Here is a 16,831-nt window from a genome sequence, read left to right as displayed (position 1 = left end):
CATACCCGTGCCCGGCGCTGCCGCGTCCACCGCACCCCGATCCACGTTCGACACGACGTACGATCGCCCCTCTCCGGGGACCGGGATGGCGGGATAATGCCGTAAATCCGAATTTCGGTAAAGTGGAATATTTTTTCGAGGGAGGATTGACGGGGTTTTGGCGGAGGCGGGTGTGTTGCCCGACGGGTCGGATTGGCGCCGATGATCAGCACTGGCGACGACGCACGGCTTTCAGCCCAGTTCAGCACGGCACGAGCAAGCTCATTGATCGACTACCAAAACGTGCACGGCCCCGGTATGTTTCCCTCTCGATGAGGTAAGCAAATTTCTCACCGGCTTCGAAACGAAAAGAAACGGATTTATGACGGCGGACAAGGCAACAGTTCTGGAAAAACTCGCAACAAGGCTCTTGCGTGTTTCGTTGGGACGGCCTGTCAGGGTGGCGATCGATGGCCGCACTGCTTCCGGCAAGACGACTCTGGCTGACGAGATCGCGTCGCGCGTTCGCAGCAAAGGCTGTCCTGTTATTAGAACGTCGATCGACGGCTTTCATCGTCCCAGGGCCGAGCGCTATGCCCGCGGTCGCTATTCAGCCGAAGGCTATTACTACGATGCGCGCGATCTGGCTGCGGTGAAGACGCTCCTGCTTGCTCCATTGGGGCCGGAGGGAAACCGTCTGTATCGCACGCAATCCTTTGATCTGGAAAATGACTTGCCCATCGAACAGGAACCACAATTGGCACCAGCCAATGCCATTCTTATTGTCGATGGCACGTTTCTTCAGCGACCTGAACTGCGCGACGATTGGGATGTAACGATTTTCGTAAAGACGTCGGAGCAGACTTCTGAACATAGAGGTGTGACCCGTGATGCCGTTCACCTCGGTGATGAGGTCCTCGCGCAACGGCTCTATGCTGAGAGATACCGTCCCGCATTCGATCTTTATGAACGCTTGTGTGCGCCCGAGAAGAATGCCGACGTTCTGTTCCTCAACGAGGACTTTCAACGTCCACAAGTCCACATCCGCCAGGACGCGAGGTTGGCTGGAAGTATTTGACCCAACGAGCCGCTCTTGGCTCCGAGCAGAAGAACCTTGAAAGGCCCCCGACGTCTGGAGTCAGGGGTACACTGGACTCTCCATGCGCGGTCCGCGACCGCGCTTGCGATCCAAAAAACCGACACGCGCAGGAGGTGTGTTGCCGGACGGGTCGAGATTGCACCGCGCAGGTAAGGTTAATTCTTCCTTTCGATTGTCGGTAAAATTTTATCTATTATCGTCCTTGCCGTGGATGACGAGCAAGAGGCTTCGATAGTGTTTGCGTGTTGCCTGATCGTGACTGGGATTGCGTTGCTTCTGTCCGGCATCGTTGCCTTCGGCTTTCATAGAAACTCGCTACACTCGATGGCGCTGCTGTAATCGCGTCAGCGAACGCATCTCGCGCACCACAACCTGGAATATATTGCACGAATCCGCGAAGCAAGGAGTTGCGGCTCATCCGACGCGCCTGAGCCGCGGCCCAGCCGCTCACCGGCATTTGAACTGCGTCGCTTGAGGCCAGCCCCCGTCGCGGACCATGTGGTGGCGAGCCTTTCGAGAAAGATGCAGTCGCACTGTCCGTTTGCCCTCCAAATTCAGAGTGATAGTCTCATACCTCGCGGTCTGTCCGGGAGGACACAATGGGATGGTTTGACGGGCTGTTTGGAAGGACGTCGGCGCCTACGACCCCACTCTTCGCGAAATTCAGGCGGAAATCACGGGCACCAACTGATCGTGATCTTCTGAAGATTGCCAAAGACCGAAAAGGGCATGTTTCGAAGAGAGCCGTGAGAGACGAATATAATCGGCTGCTCCTGGAGAAGTACGCGCACGATAAGTCGTGACCTCCCGCTAGCAGGACGGGCGGAGCGACTTGTCCGCAGTAGCTCATCGAGCGAAGGTGGAAGCGAATGCCGTCGAAGCCTTGCTCCGTGACGAAACTGCTCCGTGGCGAAGCATGATGGGTTTCGCAAGTGCTCTACCCATCCTACGCACGATCAATTGTCGTCACCCACCTCGCGCCCGGCGAACCGATCATCGGCCCTTCGCAGCCGCCGGCACAGCTCGCGATTGATGTTCTGCAGGACGATCACATAGGCGTGGATGTCGGCCTTGTAGCAGGCGTAGAGATTTTTGGCGGTCAGTTCGTACAGCACCGTCGGACTTTCTGCGATCACCGTGGCGGAGCGGTTCTGCATTTCGATCAGGGTCATCTCGCCGAAGAAATCGCCGCGCTCCAGAACGGAAATCGGGATGATGCCTCCCGCATTCGCCCGTTTGCTCACCGCGAGCCGGCCGGATTCGATGATGAACAGCGAGCGACCCGGCTCGCCCTCGGCCACGACCGTTGCGCCGGGATCGAAGCGGCGTTCGACCAGCATCGACCTCAGGAGGTCTAGACTTTGATCCGCAAGACCACCGAAGAATGGCGTTGCGAGCAGGAACGCTTTCAGGTCGGGGGCAGTGACAGCCATTGCGCGAGGATACGCCCCGCTGCAATCTGCGGCAAGGAGAGCGCGCGTCAGCTCGTAGGATGGGTAGAGCGAAGCGAAACTCATCGCGCTTCATCAGCGCTGACGCATGATGGGTTTCGCTTCGCTCTACCCATCCTACGCGGGCTCACTGCCGCGGAGCGTCCTTCGCTTTCGCCACACCTGAAGATCGACCATGGCCTTGACGGTTGCCGCAAGCACCAGCGCGCATAGCGCCGCCTTCGAGATCGTCTCCATCGTTCCCTCGATCAGCAGACAATGGGCGACGCTGCCGGCAACGATGACGATCGCCAGCGGCATATGAACGAAGCGCCAGGTTCGCGGCCGCAAACCCAATCGCCGGCGCAGCAGGGCCAGCAGCGCGACGGCGAAGATCGCCCACATGGCGGTGACGCCGAAGGGGGAGAACGGCGTCGGCGATGTGTAGGTCAGCGCGTCGATCATATCAGGGGGACTGGTGATCCAGAGGCCGGCGACGTGGATCACGATCGCCAGGGCCAGCGCGCCGCCGATCCAGTGATGCGCGCGCCGACCGCGATAGGCCGAGAGGCCCGGCAGATATCCGCCGATCAACAAGGGCTGAACCAGCACGAGAGCGAGCGCAACGATCCCGGCGAAGCCGGCGAGGATGTAGACCGGGCCGCGCCAGGCGAGCTGCTCGCTTGTTGCTGCAGCGGCGATCGGCATGCCGATGGCCAAAACGAGCGCGGCCCAGATCAGGATCACCCGGGCGAGCTTCCACCCCGTCATTCGCTGGTTCGCTCAGGCCGGCGCAAGGACGAAATGCGCCTCGAGGCTGGTTTCCTTCGGGCTCCGCATCACCGGCCGCAGGAACACGGTCTTGAATTCACCGCTGTCATAGGCGAGGTGGCCATGCGGCTGGCCGAAGATCGGAATGATCTGCGGCATCTCGAGCCGGAACTTGCCGTCCTTGTCGGTGAGCGTAGCGCCGTGGCTCTGCGGCTCGTGCTCCTGCCCTTCGACCGTGTGCGCCCAGATCTGGATGCGCTGTCCCGCGAGCGGAGCCCCGTCGCCGGCGCGGCGCACCGTGCCGCTCATCCAGAAGCCGCCCTTGCCGATCCGCTCCACGATCGCCGCGCCCTTGCGATAATTGTTCGCTCCGCCCGACATCGTTTCGGTCGGCGCGAGGCCTTCGGCACGGACCGGCAACAGAAGCCCGGACGCGCCGGCAAGGAGAGTGCCGCCAGCGGTGAGGAGGGTGCGGCGATTGAAGACGACCGTGGTCATGTCGGTTCCTCCGGGCGGCCATGCAAGGGCTTGGCTCCGGCGAGGGTACAACAACAGGGGCGAAACGCCCAGTTGGGACGAACGGCGCCACAGGCCGGAATAACAGGGTTGTGAACGAAGGCCGCGTCGTCGCAGACGGACGCCAAGCGACATGGCGACCCGCGGGTCTCTCAGAATGCGCCCTTATCCATCTACCGAGCCGCACCGTTCAGCCACGCTTGCCCTGTCCTCGTTCAAGGCGGAGCCTTTGTGCTCTCATACGCTTTATCTCTTCATTGAGAGCGTCGGTTTTTTCATCAAGGCGTGAATTCTCTGATTTCGGCTCGTCACGCTGACGTATCTTTTCGAGCGCTTTCTCAACCGAGAGCTTGGTCGGATCGGCCATGATGTCTCTCCTGGAAGAAGATCGAAGCAGGCAATGCTGACAATGAAAAATGAAGCCAGGTTCCGAATGTTGACGTAAGTCAAACCTGCGCTGACGTCCGCTGGATCAAAAACGTTGCCTGGGCAGAGGCTCTGTTCGAGGACGAAACATGATGGGTTTTGCTGCGCTCTACCCATCCTACCGCTTGAAGGCCGGCTGACGCGGTCGTAGGTTCGCCCATTGAGCGTGGCATCATCCACAGACAACGAGAGCTAGCGTTCATACATCGATGGGGCATGGGACGATGAAAGAGCTGTTTGCGATCACCTTGCTATCGGTCTTCGTCGGACAGATGGCGGCAGAGGCCGGCGAGGCGAAAGCCTATCCCAACGCCCCCCGCGAGCTGATCGGCAAATACGGCAACAGTCCCGTTCAATGTCAGTCCTACCACCGCAAGTCCGACAATCTCACCTCGATCAGCGCGACAAGTTACGAGTTTTGCGGCGGCTCCATGTGCGGCGCCGACATCGTGTCGCACCAGAAGCTGAAGGACGGATACATCCTCAAGCTGAAGGGCCCCGGCAATCCGTCGGGGTGGCGTAAGAAGGTGAAGGTGCTCGACAACGGCGTCATTGAGGTCACGTCCCTGACCAAGCCCGGTCCGCCGGAGACATTGGCCCGATGCACGAAGGCCGACGCAATTGCGGGAATCGGGCTGCGACCGGACGAAGAGCCCACTGCAAACAAGTCATTGAGTTCCGTTTTCGCAGCGTATTACGCGCTCGCCGTTCCCGGCAAATGCGCAGGCGTCGGGGCGAATACACAGGCCGCAGAAGCGATCATCGCGGCCGGTCGCGCGTCGTGGACCGAATTTCTGCGCAACGGACCAAATTGGCAGCACGCTACCCCCGAAGGGATTGCGGACGATGTGGCGCGGGAAAAAGCAGACGCCGAGTATGCGGTGCGAGCCGACGCTGCCGAGATCGGTGCGTTTTGCAGTGAGGTTCTGGGCGCATTCGGTGACGGCGGTCGTGTCGCCCCCAATCTCCTGAAAGACCCGCGCGGGAAAACGTGATTGCCGCTCCGTCTGGCGACGGTTCGCGCCGAGAGGCCCGTATCAGGCACGGCAATTTTGAATGGCATCGTTGCGCCGCCGTCCGAGCACCGTGTCGCGCTACCATTTGCCCCGTCCGGCATTACATGTGAGGTCCCTGCGCGCATCGCGCTCCACCCGGACGTTTCCATGATCCCCTTCTCCGTGCTCGACCTCGCACCCATCCGTCAGGGCGGCGATGCGTCGCAGGCGTTCCGCAATTCGCTCGATCTCGCGCAACATGCCGAACGCTGGGGCTTCAAACGCTTCTGGCTCGCCGAGCATCACAACATGACGGGGATCGCGAGCGCCGCCACATCGGTGGTGATCGGGCATGTCGCGGGCGGCACCAAGACGATCCGCGTCGGCTCCGGCGGGGTCATGCTGCCGAACCATTCGCCGCTTGTCATCGCCGAACAGTTCGGCACGCTGGAATCGCTCTATCCCGGGCGGATCGATCTCGGCCTTGGCCGCGCGCCGGGCACCGACCAGTTCACCGCGCGGGCGCTGCGGCGCGACCTCGCCACCACGTCCGAGAATTTTCCGCATGACGTGCTGGAATTGCAGGCGCTGCTCGGCGATGTGCAGCCGAACCAGGCGATCCGCGCCGTGCCCGGCATGGGGACGAAGGTGCCGCTCTGGATCCTGGGCTAGAGCACGTTCGGCGCGCAGCTTGCGGCCATGCTCGGCCTGCCGTTCGCTTTCGCCTCGCATTTCGCGCCGCAGATGATGATGCCGGCGCTGCGCGAATATCGCGCGCGTTTCGAGCCCTCGGCCCAGCTCGACAAGCCCTATGCGATGGTGGGCGTCAACGTGTTCGCCGCCGACAGCGACGCGGAGGCACGGCGCATGTTCTCCTCGCTGCAACAGCAGTTCATCAATCTGCGCCGCGGCACGCCGGGCCCCCTGCCGCCGCCGGCCGACGACATGGACGCGCTGTGGTCGCCGGCCGAGAAGGCCGGCGTCGGGCAGTCGCTGTCCTGCTCCGCGGTCGGCTCACCGGAAGTGGTCGAAGCGAAGCTGAAGGCGCTGATCGCCGAGACCGGCGCGGACGAATTGATGACCACGGGCCAGATCTACGACCATGCCGCACGGCTGCGCTCGTTCGAGATCGCGGCCGAGGTGCGGGACCGGCTGGCGAAGCAGCCGGCGGTGTGAGCGGTTCGTAGCGCCTCGACGGAGCTGCGCCCCCTCCTCCGCGCGTGGGGGAGAGTTGGGGAGAGGGTGTCTTCCGCAATGGGACAATCCCCGAGAGGAAAGAGCCCTCACCCCGCCCCTCTCCCGCAAGCGGGAGAGCGAGTGCACCGCGTTCGCGGCGAGATCCGAGGCCTCTAGTCCGGAAACCCGAACAGCTTCGCCGGATTGTGCACTAGGATCTTCTCGAGCTCCGCCTGATCGGGCGCGTAGCGATACATCAGCTCGAGCAAATCGGCATCGTTCGGCGGCTGCTTCACGGAGACCGGATGCGGCCAGTCGCTGGCCCAGACGCAGCGGTCGATGGCGGCCTCGGTATAGGCGCGCGCGATCGGGATCACGTCGTCGTAGGGAGCGCCGGCCTTCGAGGTCTTCTCGCCGAGCGACAGCATGACCCAGAAATTGCCCTTCTTGAGCAGTTCCAGCATCTTGCGCAGGTTCGGATCGTTCTTGCCGGCCTCGGGATCAGGCCGCGCCATGTGGTCGATCAGCACGGGCACGTCGAGATTTTCGTACTTGGCGACGCTGGAGACGATGCCGTCCTTCTCCGGCTGGATCTTGACGTACCAGCCGAGTTCGCGGATGCGCGCGATGGCACGCGCGAAATCGGCGTCCGACAGCACCGCGCCGAGCTCCTGGCGGAAGCTGAAGCGCGCGCCGCGCACGCCGGCGTCATGCAGCTTGCCGAGATAGGAGTCGCTCGCCTCGGCGAACACCAGCGCGTTGGCGCAGCCGCGATAGTTCGGACCCATCGCGGCGAGAGCGTCGAGCACGACGGCATGGTCGGCGCCGTAGGTCGTGGTCTGCACGATGATGCCGCGCTCGATGCCGAGCGCCTTGTGCATGCGCAGCGCCGCTTCCCAGGTCGCGGTCGGCATCCGATAGGCAGCACCAGGACGCTCCGGATATTTGTCGATGGGCCCGAGCACGTGGAACTGGCTGTCGATGGTCTTCGGCGGCGGCGCCTTGACCGGGCGGCGCGGATTGGGATCGAACGGCAGATAGGTCGGCATGCGCAAAACTCCTTCAGTCGATCACGGCGGTGAAGTCGCACTGCACCAGCGCGCCGCCATCCATGTTGTCCATCGGCAGCGCGTGGCGCGCCGGGCGCGAATGCTCGTCCGGAAACATCTTGAGCCACTCGACATTGACCGGCCCGCGCTGCGTGCGGTCCTTCAGCCACACCGTCATCTTGATGATGTCGTCGGTGCTGCCGCCGGCGGCCTCCACGGTCGCCTTCATATGCGCGAACATGTTGGCGCATTGGGCGTCGAGGCTCTCGGGCATCACACCGGCCGCGTCGCGGCCGAGGATGACCCCGGACATCACGAGATTGCCGATGCGGCAGGCGTTCGGGATCGGATTGGCGTGCTTGAAGCCGCCGATGTGGATGCTCTTGCGCCGCGACTGACCCGTCATGATGCGCTCCCTGTTTGTTGTTGGTTCAGACGAACTGGCACGACACCGAGCCGAACGCGCCATAATCCGCGTGGAACGTGTCGCCGCGACGGATATCGACCGGACGCGTGAACGATCCCGCCAGCACCACCTCGCCGGCGGCGAGATGCTCGTCATGCGGCGCGAGGCGGTTGGCGAGCCAGGCGATGCCGTTGGCGGGGTGATTGAGCACGCCGGCGGCAAGCCCGGTCTCCTCGACCTCGCCGTTGCGGAACAACAGCGCGCCGATCCAGCGCAAATCCGCATCCATCGGGCGGATCGGCCGGCCGCCGAGCACCAGCGCGGCGTTGGCCGCGTTGTCCGAGATCGTGTCCATGACTTTGCGCATCTTGCCGGTCTCGGGATCGACGCGGTGCATGCGCGTCTCCAGGATCTCCAGCGCGGGCGTGACGTAGTCGGTGGCGTTGAGCACGTCGAAGATGGTGCAGTCGGGCCCGCGCAGCGGCGCCTTCAGCACGAAGGCGAGCTCGACCTCGATTCTTGGCGCTTGGAAGCGGTCGAACGGGATCGGCGTCGCATCGGCATAGAACATATCGGCGAACAGCACGCCGTAATCGGGCTCGTTGATGCCGACTGCGTTCTGCATCGCCTTCGAGGTCAGGCCGATCTTGTGGCCCTTGATGACGCGGCCACGGCCGAGCTGGAGTTTGGTCCAGGCGCGCTGGATGGCGTAGGCGTCCTCGATGCTGAAATCGGGATATTCCTTCGAGAACATCGGGATCAGCGCCTTGCTGCGCTCGGCCTCATCGAGGCACGCGGCCAGGCGTTCGATCGTCGCGCTGTCCAGCATGATTTAACTCTCCGCGGCGACGGTGTTGCGCAGCACGCCGATGCGGCTGGACTCGACCTCGACGACGTCGCCCACCTTGAGCCAGCGCGGCGGATCGAAGCGTGCGCCGGCGCCGGTCGGCGTGCCCGTCACGATCATGTCGCCGGGCTTCAGCGTGGCGAAGGTGGAGAGATAGGAGATCAGGAAGTCGAACGGGAACATCAGCCGCTCGGTCGTGTCCTGCTGGCGCACCTCGCCGTTGACGCGGGTGACGATGTCGTGCGGCCCGCGCGGATCGAGCTCGTCCGCGGTGACGATCCACGGCCCGATGCTGCCGGAGCGGTCGAAATTCTTGCCCTGCGTGACGTTGAACTTGCCGTGGCGCAGCCAGTCGCGGATCGTGCCCTCGTTGCACAGCGTCATGCCGAAGATGTGCGCGAAGGCCCTCTCGCGCGGGATGTGACGGCCGCCCTGCCCGATCACGATGACGAGCTCGCCTTCGTAATCGAGCTGGTCGGAGACATCAGGCTTCTCCAGCGGCTGGCCGGAACCGGTCATCGACGACATGCTGCGCACGAACAGGCTGGGATATCTGGGCAGGTCGGAATTGTCCTTGTATTCGGCGTTGCGCTCGGCGTAGTTGACGCCGATGCACCAGAGCTTTTCCGGCGCCAGCACCGGCGGCAGCAGGACGAGATCTTCCAGTGCGTGATCCGGCTTCTGTCCGGCCGCGGCCTCTTGTGCGTCGGCCAGCGCGTTCGCCGCGATCAGCGCCTTCACGTCGGAAAAGTCGCGGCCGATCCGTTTGGTCAGATCGACCACGCCGCCTTCGACGGCCGCGCCATAGCGCGGCTCTCCGTCCAGGAGATAGCTTACGAGTCGCATTGTCGTTTCCTCCAATGATTTTCAGCCGCAGGCCGCCGCGCTTGGCCGCGCGCTCAGTCCTTCGATTTGGGCGTCTGGAACACGGTGTTCAGCGTCACGATCTCACCGAGCCGGGCGTAGCGCGGCCCGCCGATGCGCGCGATCGGGTCGAGCGCTTTGGTCTCGACCTTGCCGTCGTTGACGAGGCCGTCGCGCAAGTGGAACATCACGACCTCGCCGACGATGAGCCGGCTCTTGGCCTCGCCGAATTCGAGGCACTGGCGGAAGCGGCATTCCATCGCGACCGGCGCCGCTGCAAGCCGCGGCACCTTGATGCGCTCGCACGGCACCGTCTCCAGCCCGAGATGCTCGACCTCGCTGATTTCGGGCGGGTGCTCGACCGAGCTGTCGTGCACCGCCGACATCAGCGGGGTATCGGCGATGTGGATCACATATTCCTCGGTATCGAGGATGTTGTGCGCGGTGTCCTTGTAGTCGGCGCCCTTGCGGCCGACGCTGATGGCAAGCATCGGCGGCTTCTGCGAGACGAAGGTGAAGGCGCTGAACGGCGCGAGGTTGAGCACACCCTTGCTGGAGAGGCTTGTCACCCACGCGATCGGGCGCGGCACCACGATGCCGGTCATCAGGCGGTAGATGCGCTCCGCGCCGAGCTCGGTGGGATCGATGCGCATGCGATCAGTCAGCCTTGATGTTGGCTTTGCGCACGACCGGAATCCACTTGGCGTCCTCGCGCTCGAGATAAGCCCTGAACCCCGCGGGCGTCATCACTGTTGCTTCGCCGCCGAGCTTGTCGAACTTGTCGACCACGCCGGGGTCTTTCAGGATCGCGACCAGCGTCTCGTGCAGCTTGTCAACGATCGGGCCCGGCGTGCCAGCCGGCGCGAACAGGCCGGTAAAGGTCTGGCCGTCGAAATCCTTGTAGCCGAGCTCGGCGAAGGTCGGCACGTCAGGCAGCGACTTCAGCCGGTGCGGGCTGGTGACCGCAAGCGCGCGGAACAGGCCGGCCTTGATGTGCTGGAGGCTGACCGTGAGCTGGTCGAATGCGAACTGCACCTGGCCGCCCAGGAGGTCGTTGATGGCCGGCGCGTTGCCGCGGTAGTGCGCGGTGACCCATTGCAGGTCGAGGTTCGACTGCATCAGCTCGCTAAGCAGATGGTTGGTGGTGCCGGGGCCGGGCGAGGCCATGGTCAGCTTGCCGGGCTCGCGCTTGGCGAGCTCGATGAATTCCTTGAAGGTGTTAGCCTGCACCGACGGATGCACCTCGAGCACCAGCGGCGTCATCGAGATCGTCGAAATGGGGAGGAAGTCCTTCTTCCAGGTATAGGCCTCGCGCTTGTTGATCTCGGTCGCGAACAGCACCGGCCCGTTGGCGCCGACGAACAGCGTGTAGCCATCGGGCGCCGACTTCGCGAAGGCTTCGCCCGCGATCATGCCGCCGGCGCCGGCCTTGTTCTCGATGATGAAGGGCTGGCCGAGCTTTTCCTGAAGCTTGTCGGCGATGATGCGCGCGGCGCTGTCGACATTGCCGCCGGCGGGATAGGGCACGATCAGTTTGACGTTGCGCGCCGGCCATTGCTGGGCCGATGCGGGGCCCGCCAGCATCGCGGCTGCGGCAGCTATGGCAATCCAGATTAATCTCATGTTAACCTCCCGGCGGCGCTTCCAATTTCAGGTCGGTTGCCCTGACGGCAAGGCATCCCGATCGGAGCGCAATCTCCAGATGCGCGCTTTACCTGTCGAGGGAATTGTGGCGTTCTTGTCCATATTATGGACAGAGCAAAATCGATCCGCAGCGCGATGGAACCGCGGCAAGGCGCACAAACGATCCGGCGCGCGCTCGCGGTGCTGCGCATTCTTGCCGCGGGGCGCGAGGACGGCGTGCCGCTGGCCGAGGTCGTGCAGGCGACCGGCCTCACCCGTCCGACCGTGCATCGCATCGTCCACGTGCTGATCGAGGAAGGTATCGTCGAGCGGAACGAGCGAAGCGGCCGCTATGCCATCGGCAACCAGGTGCCGGAATTGGCGCTCGCGCGGCCGCGACCGTCGCGGCTGCTAGTGGCCGCCAATCCGTCGCTGCGGCGCGCCTCCACCGAGATCGGCGACACGCTGTTCCTGACGGTTCGGACTGGCAACGACACGCTGTGCGTCGATCGCAGGATCGGGGTCTATCCGATCCAGGTGCTGTCGATCGAGATCGGCGCGCGCCGGCCACTCGGCGTCTCCAGCGCCGGTGTCGCCATCCTCGCCGCGATGCCGGCACAGGACGCGCGAAAAATCGTCGCAGCCAACGAGAAGCGGTTCGAGGCCTATCACACCGACGCCGCGACCGTGCTGGGCGAGGTCACCGCGGCGCGCAAGCGCGGCTACTACATGAGAGAGATCGGCCTCATACAGGGCACGAAATCGATCTCGACCTGGATCAAGACCCCGGATGGCCAGCCCGCCGCGGCGATGACGGTCTCCGCCGTCCGGACGAGGCTCGGGCCAAGGCGCGAGCAGGAGGTCGCGGAGATTTTGCTGCGGGAGGCGCGGATCATCGAGCAGGCGATCGGCGGGTAGCTTCGCCTCTCCCCGCGTGCGGGGAGAGGCCGGAATTTGCGTAGCAAATTCCGGGTGAGGGGGAGTCTCCGCGAGTCCAACGGTCACCACGATCGCGGATAGAGCCCCTCACCCCCAACCCTCTCCCCGTAAGAACGGGGCGAGGGGGCGCACCGCCGATGCTGCCCTGTCAATGGGCTGACGTGCCGCTCGGTTTTGTGGCACAAGAGCCGCCTCGCCGACTGACCAACGAGGCCACGCATGCCCGCGCCGAAACCGCCTGCCTTCGAAACCCTGAGCCTGCATGCGGGCCAGCATCCGGATCCCGCGACCGGCGCCCGGGCGGTGCCGATCTACCAGACCACGTCCTACGTGTTCCAGGATTCCGACCACGCGGCTGCGCTGTTCAACCTGGAGCGCGCCGGCCACATCTATACGCGCATCTCCAATCCGACCACCGGCGTGCTGGAGGAGCGGCTCGCGGCGCTCGAAGGGGGCGTGGGCGCGATCTGCACCGCGAGCGGCATGGCCGCGCTGCATCTGGGCATCGCGACGCTGCTCAATGCAGGCGACCATATCGTGGCGTCGAGCTCGCTCTATGGCGGCACCATCAACCTTCTGGCGCATACGCTGCCGCGCTTCGGCATCACCACCACGTTCGTGAAGCCGCGCGATCTCGACGCGTTCCGCGCGGCGATCAAGCCGAACACGAAGCTTGTGATCGGCGAGACCATCGGCAATCCCGGGCTCGAGGTGCTCGACATTCCCAAGGTCGCGGCGATCGCGCATGAGGCAAGGATTCCGCTGTTGATCGACAACACCTTTGCCACGCCCTATCTCAGCCGCCCGATCGAGCTGGGCGCCGACATCGTGATGCATTCGGCGACCAAATGGATCGGCGGCCACGGCATCGCGATCGGCGGCGCCATCGTCGACGGCGGCCGCTTCGACTGGCGCGACTCAGGCAAGTTTGCTGTGCTGACCGAGCCGTATGGCGGCTATCACGGCATCGTCTTCGACGAGCAGTTCGGCACGGCGGCGTTCATCATGCGCGCGCGCACCGAGGGCCTGCGCGATTTCGGCGCCTGCCTGTCGCCGACCGACGCGTTCCAGCTCTTGCAGGGCGTCGAGACGCTCGGCGTGCGCATGGACCGGCACATGCAGAATACGCATCTGGTGCTGGAGGCGCTGAAGTCGAACAAGGCTGTTGACTGGGTGCTGCATCCGTCGCTCGAGGATCACACGGACTATCAACTCGCAAAGACATTGCTGCCGCGCGGCGCCGGCTCGATCGTCTCCTTCGGTATCAAGGGCGGCCGGCCTGCCGGGCGCAAGTTCATCGAATCGCTGCGCATGATCAGCCATCTCGCCAATGTCGGCGACGCCAAGACGCTGGTGATCCACCCCGCCTCGACCACGCATCAGCAGATGGACGCCGAGCAGCTCAAGGCGGCCGGCATCGGCGAGGAGCTGGTGCGGCTCTCGGTCGGCATCGAGACCGCCTCCGACATCATCGACGATCTGGCGCAGGCGCTGCGCATCTCGCAAAAGGTCTGACGCCATGAACCTCTCCGTCAACGGCACCGATGTGTTCGTCGCGAATGGCGGCCGCGACTTCGACAAGTCCCTGCCGACCGTGGTCTTCATTCACGGCGCCGGCTTCGATCATTCGACCTGGGCGCTGCACACGCGCTGGTTTGCGCATCACGGCTTTGGCGTGCTGGCGCCCGACCTGCCCGGTCACGGTCGCTCCCCCGGCCCTTCGCTCGGTAGCATCGCCGAGATGGCCGACTGGACCGCTGCACTGCTCGATGCGGCAGGAGCTGCGAAGGCGCATCTGATCGGACATTCCATGGGCTCGCTGATCTCGCTGGAGACGGCGGCACGGCATCCCGACAAGGTGTCGGCGCTGAGCCTGATCGGCACCGCCGCGACCATGACGGTCGGCCCGGATCTGCTCAAGGCCGCCGAAGCCAATTCGCAGGATGCCAACGACATGGTCTCGATCTGGGGGCTCGGCTTCAATGCCGAGCTCGGCGGCAGTCTTGCGCCTGGCCTGTGGATGCATGGCGGCGCGCAGGCGGTCCTGAAGTCATGCGAGCCGGGCGTGCTGTTCAGGGATTTGTCGGCCTGCAATGCCTACGCGAATGCGCTTGCCGCGGCCGCGAGCGTGAAGGTGCCGACGACGCTCATCCTCGGGGAGCGGGACATGATGACACCGGCGAAGGCGGGCAAGGCGCTCGCGGCCGCGATCCCGCACGCGAAGACCGTCATGGTGCCGGGCGCGGGCCACATGATCATGGCCGAACGCCCGGATGAGCTGCTCGCGGCATTGAGAGGCTGATAGGATCAATCTTCCGCGTCGTGCGTTGCGGTCAGACACCCCTGTGACTGAAACGGGATTTTGACCCATGCCAAGACAGGAAGTCATCCGCAAAGCGAAGCAGGACAAGCGTGTCGGCAAATCGGCCAGCACGCAGGCCGGCGAGTTCGTCAAGGACGAGATCGACAAGATCAGGAAGGGCAAGCACGGCGCGCGCTCGACCAAACAGGCCATCGCCATCGGCCTGTCCGAGGCGCGCCGCGCCGGTGTCGATTTGCCGCCGCCGCGCAAAGGCCGCACCAAGAAGTCGACGCGCCGCAGCGCCAAATACGCCTATGAGGTCGGTCAGGGCAAACGCACGCCGAAGCGCCGGCCAAAGGTGTCGCGCGCTGTCGAAGGCGTGTTGAGGAAGGAGCCGCGCTCGACCGCGTCGCGGAGCGCGCTGTCGAAGCAGGGCAAGCGCGCCGCAAGCCGGCGAACCGCAGCGTCCCGTTCGGCGGCCGCGCGGAAAGCGAGCCACACCAAGGGAGCGAAGGTTCGCTCCGCTGCCGCAAAGAAGGCGGCACGCACCCGGGCGCGCCGCAAGCGTTGATCAGTGGCGCTGATTCCGGAGCCGGCACGGCCGAACACGAGAAGCAGTTCCCCTGTGGCCCATCCTTCGAGACGCCCGCTTGGGCGGGCTCCTCGGGATGAGGGCGGAGTCGCCTCCGACGTAAGAGTTTGGACCAAGACAGCCTCCACGAGCGTCATGGCCGGGCTTGTCCCGGCCATCCACGCCTACCCACACAGAGGAAAGAACGTGGATGCCCGGGACAAGCCCGGGCATGACGACGTTGCGTCGCTGCACCCCTCACGACCCCGGCGTCCACTTCCAGACGATGTCGGAGATGTTGACCGGCTTCGGGATCAGGCCGAGCTTTGCGAAGCGATCGGCGACGGCCTGCTGGCTTGCGACAATTTCGGCATCCAACGGCACGACCCGGAAGTTGGAGCGCGCCACGAAACGCCTGACGGCCTCGATGTCGACGCCGGTGGCGTCGGCCTGCGCCTTGGCGACGTCCTCGTGGTGTCCGTTGGCCCAGACGCCTTCGGACGCGAAGCTCGTGTTGAGCTTCGCGACCAGCGACGGATATTTCTCCACGAAATCCGTGTTGGCGATGTAGAACGCATTCGGCTTGTGCACGTCCTTGTCGAAGGCGATCACGCGCGCGTTCTCCTTCAATTCGGCAAGCGCGAGATACGGATCCCAGATCGACCAGGCATCGACTGAGCCCTTGACGAAGGCGGCCGTCGCGTCCGCCGGCGCGAGCGGCGCCGGCGTGATGTCGGACCAGGACAGGCCGGCCTTTTCGAGCGCCGCAACCAGAAGATTGTGCGCGCTCGATCCCTTGCCGAAGGCGACGCGCTTGCCCTTGAGATCGGCGAGCGTCTTGATGGGTGAGTCCTTTGGCACGATGATCGCCTGGGTGTTGCCTTCCGATTTCACCGCGGCGACGTAACGGATCTTGGCGCCGCCGGCCTGCGCGAAGATCGGCGGTGAGTCGCCGACATAGCCGAAATCGACACTGCCGACATTGATGGCTTCGAGCAGCGGCGGGCCGAACTGGAAGTCGATCCACTTGACCTCGATGCCGAGCGGCTTGAAGGCGTTCTCGAGCGTCTGACGCTGGCGCACCGCCGGAAAGAAGCCGCCCTTCTGTGTGCCGATGCGAATTTCGGCGGGCTTGTCCTCGGCGTGCGCGGGGGCGGCCAGGGCGGTGGCGAGCAGGAGTGTCGTCGCAAGGATGTGTCGTCGGCTGATCATATCGCGGTCCTTTCGCTGGGGTCAGTTGGCGAACAGTCGGAAATTCGCGCGGCGGCTCCGCTCGGAGAATACGGCGCGGGCAGCGCGCTCCGCGTCGCGCGCCGATCGGAACTGGCGGCCTTCGAGACTGTCGAACAGGCGCTCGGAGGAGAAGAAGCGGAAGCCGCGTTCATCGCGGGTGATGATGCCGGCGGCGCGGTCGTGGATTTCGATGATGTAGGCGTTCGATAGGGTCTGGGACATGGCTGCTCGTTCGCCGAAGTCTCGGCGTTCCTGTCTTGGGATTTGCGGTGTGAGGTGTTGCTAGGAGGCGGTCAGCAACAGCAACAGGCGCCTGTGGCGGCCGAGAAACAGCGCCGCGTCATGCACGCATGCATGTCGCCTCTGTTACGCTGGTGATCGGTTCTCATATCGCGGCTTCAGGCTCGAGGAGCAGTTTCGACGCTTCGAATATCGAGCGGTTGGCACGATTGGTCAATGAAATGGCTATCCATATTTGTCGTGAGCGCGCTGGAGCGCTTCTCCCGCGGCAAGCGCCCGCAGCCGGATTTATCTCGCGATGAGTTCAACACGGCCGCGCGGCCGGCATGCTACGTTCCCGGTGGGCGCAAGAGAAAATCGGGAGA

At 64.2% G+C, this 16,831-nt stretch carries 18 protein-coding genes and 1 pseudogene; 7 read left to right on the top strand and 12 right to left on the bottom strand.

Annotation, left to right across the window (positions count from 1 at the left end):
• Positions 1 to 361: 361 nt before the first annotated feature.
• Entirely contained in the window at positions 362 to 1,057 is a 696-nt protein-coding gene (locus QA642_RS04310) for a uridylate kinase (protein WP_283083546.1), read from the top strand.
• A gap of 977 nt (positions 1,058 to 2,034) precedes the next feature.
• Here QA642_RS04310 and QA642_RS04305 read toward each other — a convergent pair.
• From QA642_RS04305 to QA642_RS04290, 4 genes are all read right to left on the bottom strand, one after another.
• Positions 2,035 to 2,511 carry a cyclic nucleotide-binding domain-containing protein gene (locus QA642_RS04305; RefSeq protein WP_283086798.1) on the bottom strand — a complete coding sequence of 159 codons (477 nt, stop codon included), beginning with the start codon at positions 2,509 to 2,511 and terminating at the stop codon, positions 2,035 to 2,037.
• 135 nt (positions 2,512 to 2,646) lie between these two features.
• Positions 2,647 to 3,279: a ferric reductase-like transmembrane domain-containing protein gene (locus QA642_RS04300; RefSeq protein WP_283083545.1), complete on the bottom strand. Its 633-nt coding sequence runs from the start codon at positions 3,277 to 3,279 to the stop codon at positions 2,647 to 2,649.
• 12 nt (positions 3,280 to 3,291) lie between these two features.
• On the bottom strand, positions 3,292 to 3,777 hold the full coding sequence (locus QA642_RS04295; RefSeq protein ID WP_283083544.1) for a Twin-arginine translocation pathway signal: 486 nt from the start codon (positions 3,775 to 3,777) through the stop codon (positions 3,292 to 3,294).
• Positions 3,778 to 3,985: 208 nt separating this feature from the next.
• Complete coding sequence (locus tag QA642_RS04290; RefSeq protein WP_283083543.1) at positions 3,986 to 4,162, bottom strand: hypothetical protein; 177 nt, start codon at positions 4,160 to 4,162, stop codon at positions 3,986 to 3,988.
• A gap of 283 nt (positions 4,163 to 4,445) precedes the next feature.
• Between QA642_RS04290 and QA642_RS04285 the strand changes: the two genes are divergently transcribed.
• Entirely contained in the window at positions 4,446 to 5,216 is a 771-nt protein-coding gene (locus QA642_RS04285; RefSeq protein ID WP_283083542.1) for a hypothetical protein, read from the top strand.
• Between the two features lie 168 nt (positions 5,217 to 5,384).
• Positions 5,385 to 6,392, top strand: a pseudogene (locus QA642_RS04280) (LLM class flavin-dependent oxidoreductase).
• 173 nt (positions 6,393 to 6,565) lie between these two features.
• On the opposite strand, the gene QA642_RS04275 reads toward QA642_RS04280, so the two are convergent.
• Genes QA642_RS04275 through QA642_RS04250 form a run of 6 tightly spaced genes read right to left on the bottom strand, consistent with a single transcriptional unit; the run spans position 6,566 to position 11,181 of the window.
• Positions 6,566 to 7,441: an amidohydrolase family protein gene (locus QA642_RS04275; protein ID WP_283083541.1), complete on the bottom strand. Its 876-nt coding sequence runs from the start codon at positions 7,439 to 7,441 to the stop codon at positions 6,566 to 6,568.
• A 13-nt stretch (positions 7,442 to 7,454) separates the two neighbouring features.
• Complete coding sequence (locus QA642_RS04270) at positions 7,455 to 7,847, bottom strand: RidA family protein (protein ID WP_283083540.1); 393 nt, start codon at positions 7,845 to 7,847, stop codon at positions 7,455 to 7,457.
• A gap of 25 nt (positions 7,848 to 7,872) precedes the next feature.
• The gene (hpaH, locus tag QA642_RS04265) at positions 7,873 to 8,676 is read right to left on the bottom strand and encodes a 2-oxo-hept-4-ene-1,7-dioate hydratase (protein WP_283083539.1); all 804 of its coding nucleotides are present in this window, start codon (positions 8,674 to 8,676) and stop codon (positions 7,873 to 7,875) included.
• A 3-nt stretch (positions 8,677 to 8,679) separates the two neighbouring features.
• The gene (locus QA642_RS04260; RefSeq protein WP_283083538.1) at positions 8,680 to 9,540 is read right to left on the bottom strand and encodes a fumarylacetoacetate hydrolase family protein; all 861 of its coding nucleotides are present in this window, start codon (positions 9,538 to 9,540) and stop codon (positions 8,680 to 8,682) included.
• Positions 9,541 to 9,593: 53 nt separating this feature from the next.
• A complete protein-coding gene (locus QA642_RS04255; RefSeq protein ID WP_283083537.1) occupies positions 9,594 to 10,211 on the bottom strand; it encodes a flavin reductase family protein in 618 nt (205 codons plus the stop codon).
• Positions 10,212 to 10,215: 4 nt separating this feature from the next.
• Complete coding sequence (locus tag QA642_RS04250) at positions 10,216 to 11,181, bottom strand: tripartite tricarboxylate transporter substrate binding protein (protein ID WP_283083536.1); 966 nt, start codon at positions 11,179 to 11,181, stop codon at positions 10,216 to 10,218.
• 126 nt (positions 11,182 to 11,307) lie between these two features.
• On the opposite strand from QA642_RS04250, the gene QA642_RS04245 reads away from it, so the two are divergent.
• The 4 genes from QA642_RS04245 to QA642_RS04230 all read left to right on the top strand — a co-directional run bounded on the left by QA642_RS04245 (position 11,308) and on the right by QA642_RS04230 (position 14,993).
• Positions 11,308 to 12,099 (top strand): IclR family transcriptional regulator, encoded by a 792-nt coding sequence (locus QA642_RS04245; protein WP_283083535.1) that lies wholly within the window; start codon positions 11,308 to 11,310, stop codon positions 12,097 to 12,099.
• A gap of 240 nt (positions 12,100 to 12,339) precedes the next feature.
• Complete coding sequence (locus tag QA642_RS04240; RefSeq protein WP_283083534.1) at positions 12,340 to 13,635, top strand: O-acetylhomoserine aminocarboxypropyltransferase; 1,296 nt, start codon at positions 12,340 to 12,342, stop codon at positions 13,633 to 13,635.
• 4 nt (positions 13,636 to 13,639) lie between these two features.
• Complete coding sequence (locus QA642_RS04235) at positions 13,640 to 14,422, top strand: alpha/beta hydrolase (RefSeq protein WP_283083533.1); 783 nt, start codon at positions 13,640 to 13,642, stop codon at positions 14,420 to 14,422.
• A 67-nt stretch (positions 14,423 to 14,489) separates the two neighbouring features.
• The gene (locus QA642_RS04230) at positions 14,490 to 14,993 is read left to right on the top strand and encodes a DUF6496 domain-containing protein (protein ID WP_283083532.1); all 504 of its coding nucleotides are present in this window, start codon (positions 14,490 to 14,492) and stop codon (positions 14,991 to 14,993) included.
• A gap of 258 nt (positions 14,994 to 15,251) precedes the next feature.
• Here QA642_RS04230 and QA642_RS04225 read toward each other — a convergent pair whose 3' ends face one another.
• On the bottom strand, positions 15,252 to 16,205 hold the full coding sequence (locus tag QA642_RS04225) for an aliphatic sulfonate ABC transporter substrate-binding protein (RefSeq protein ID WP_283083531.1): 954 nt from the start codon (positions 16,203 to 16,205) through the stop codon (positions 15,252 to 15,254).
• 21 nt (positions 16,206 to 16,226) lie between these two features.
• Positions 16,227 to 16,448 (bottom strand): hypothetical protein, encoded by a 222-nt coding sequence (locus QA642_RS04220; RefSeq protein ID WP_283083530.1) that lies wholly within the window; start codon positions 16,446 to 16,448, stop codon positions 16,227 to 16,229.
• Between the last annotated feature and the right edge of the window lie 383 nt (positions 16,449 to 16,831).

Origin of the sequence: Bradyrhizobium sp. CB2312, assembly GCF_029714425.1 — a bacterium.
Lineage (GTDB): Bacteria > Pseudomonadota > Alphaproteobacteria > Rhizobiales > Xanthobacteraceae > Bradyrhizobium.
The sequence above is the reverse complement of the archived record's forward strand: the minus strand, read 5'-3'. Positions and strand labels throughout refer to the sequence as shown.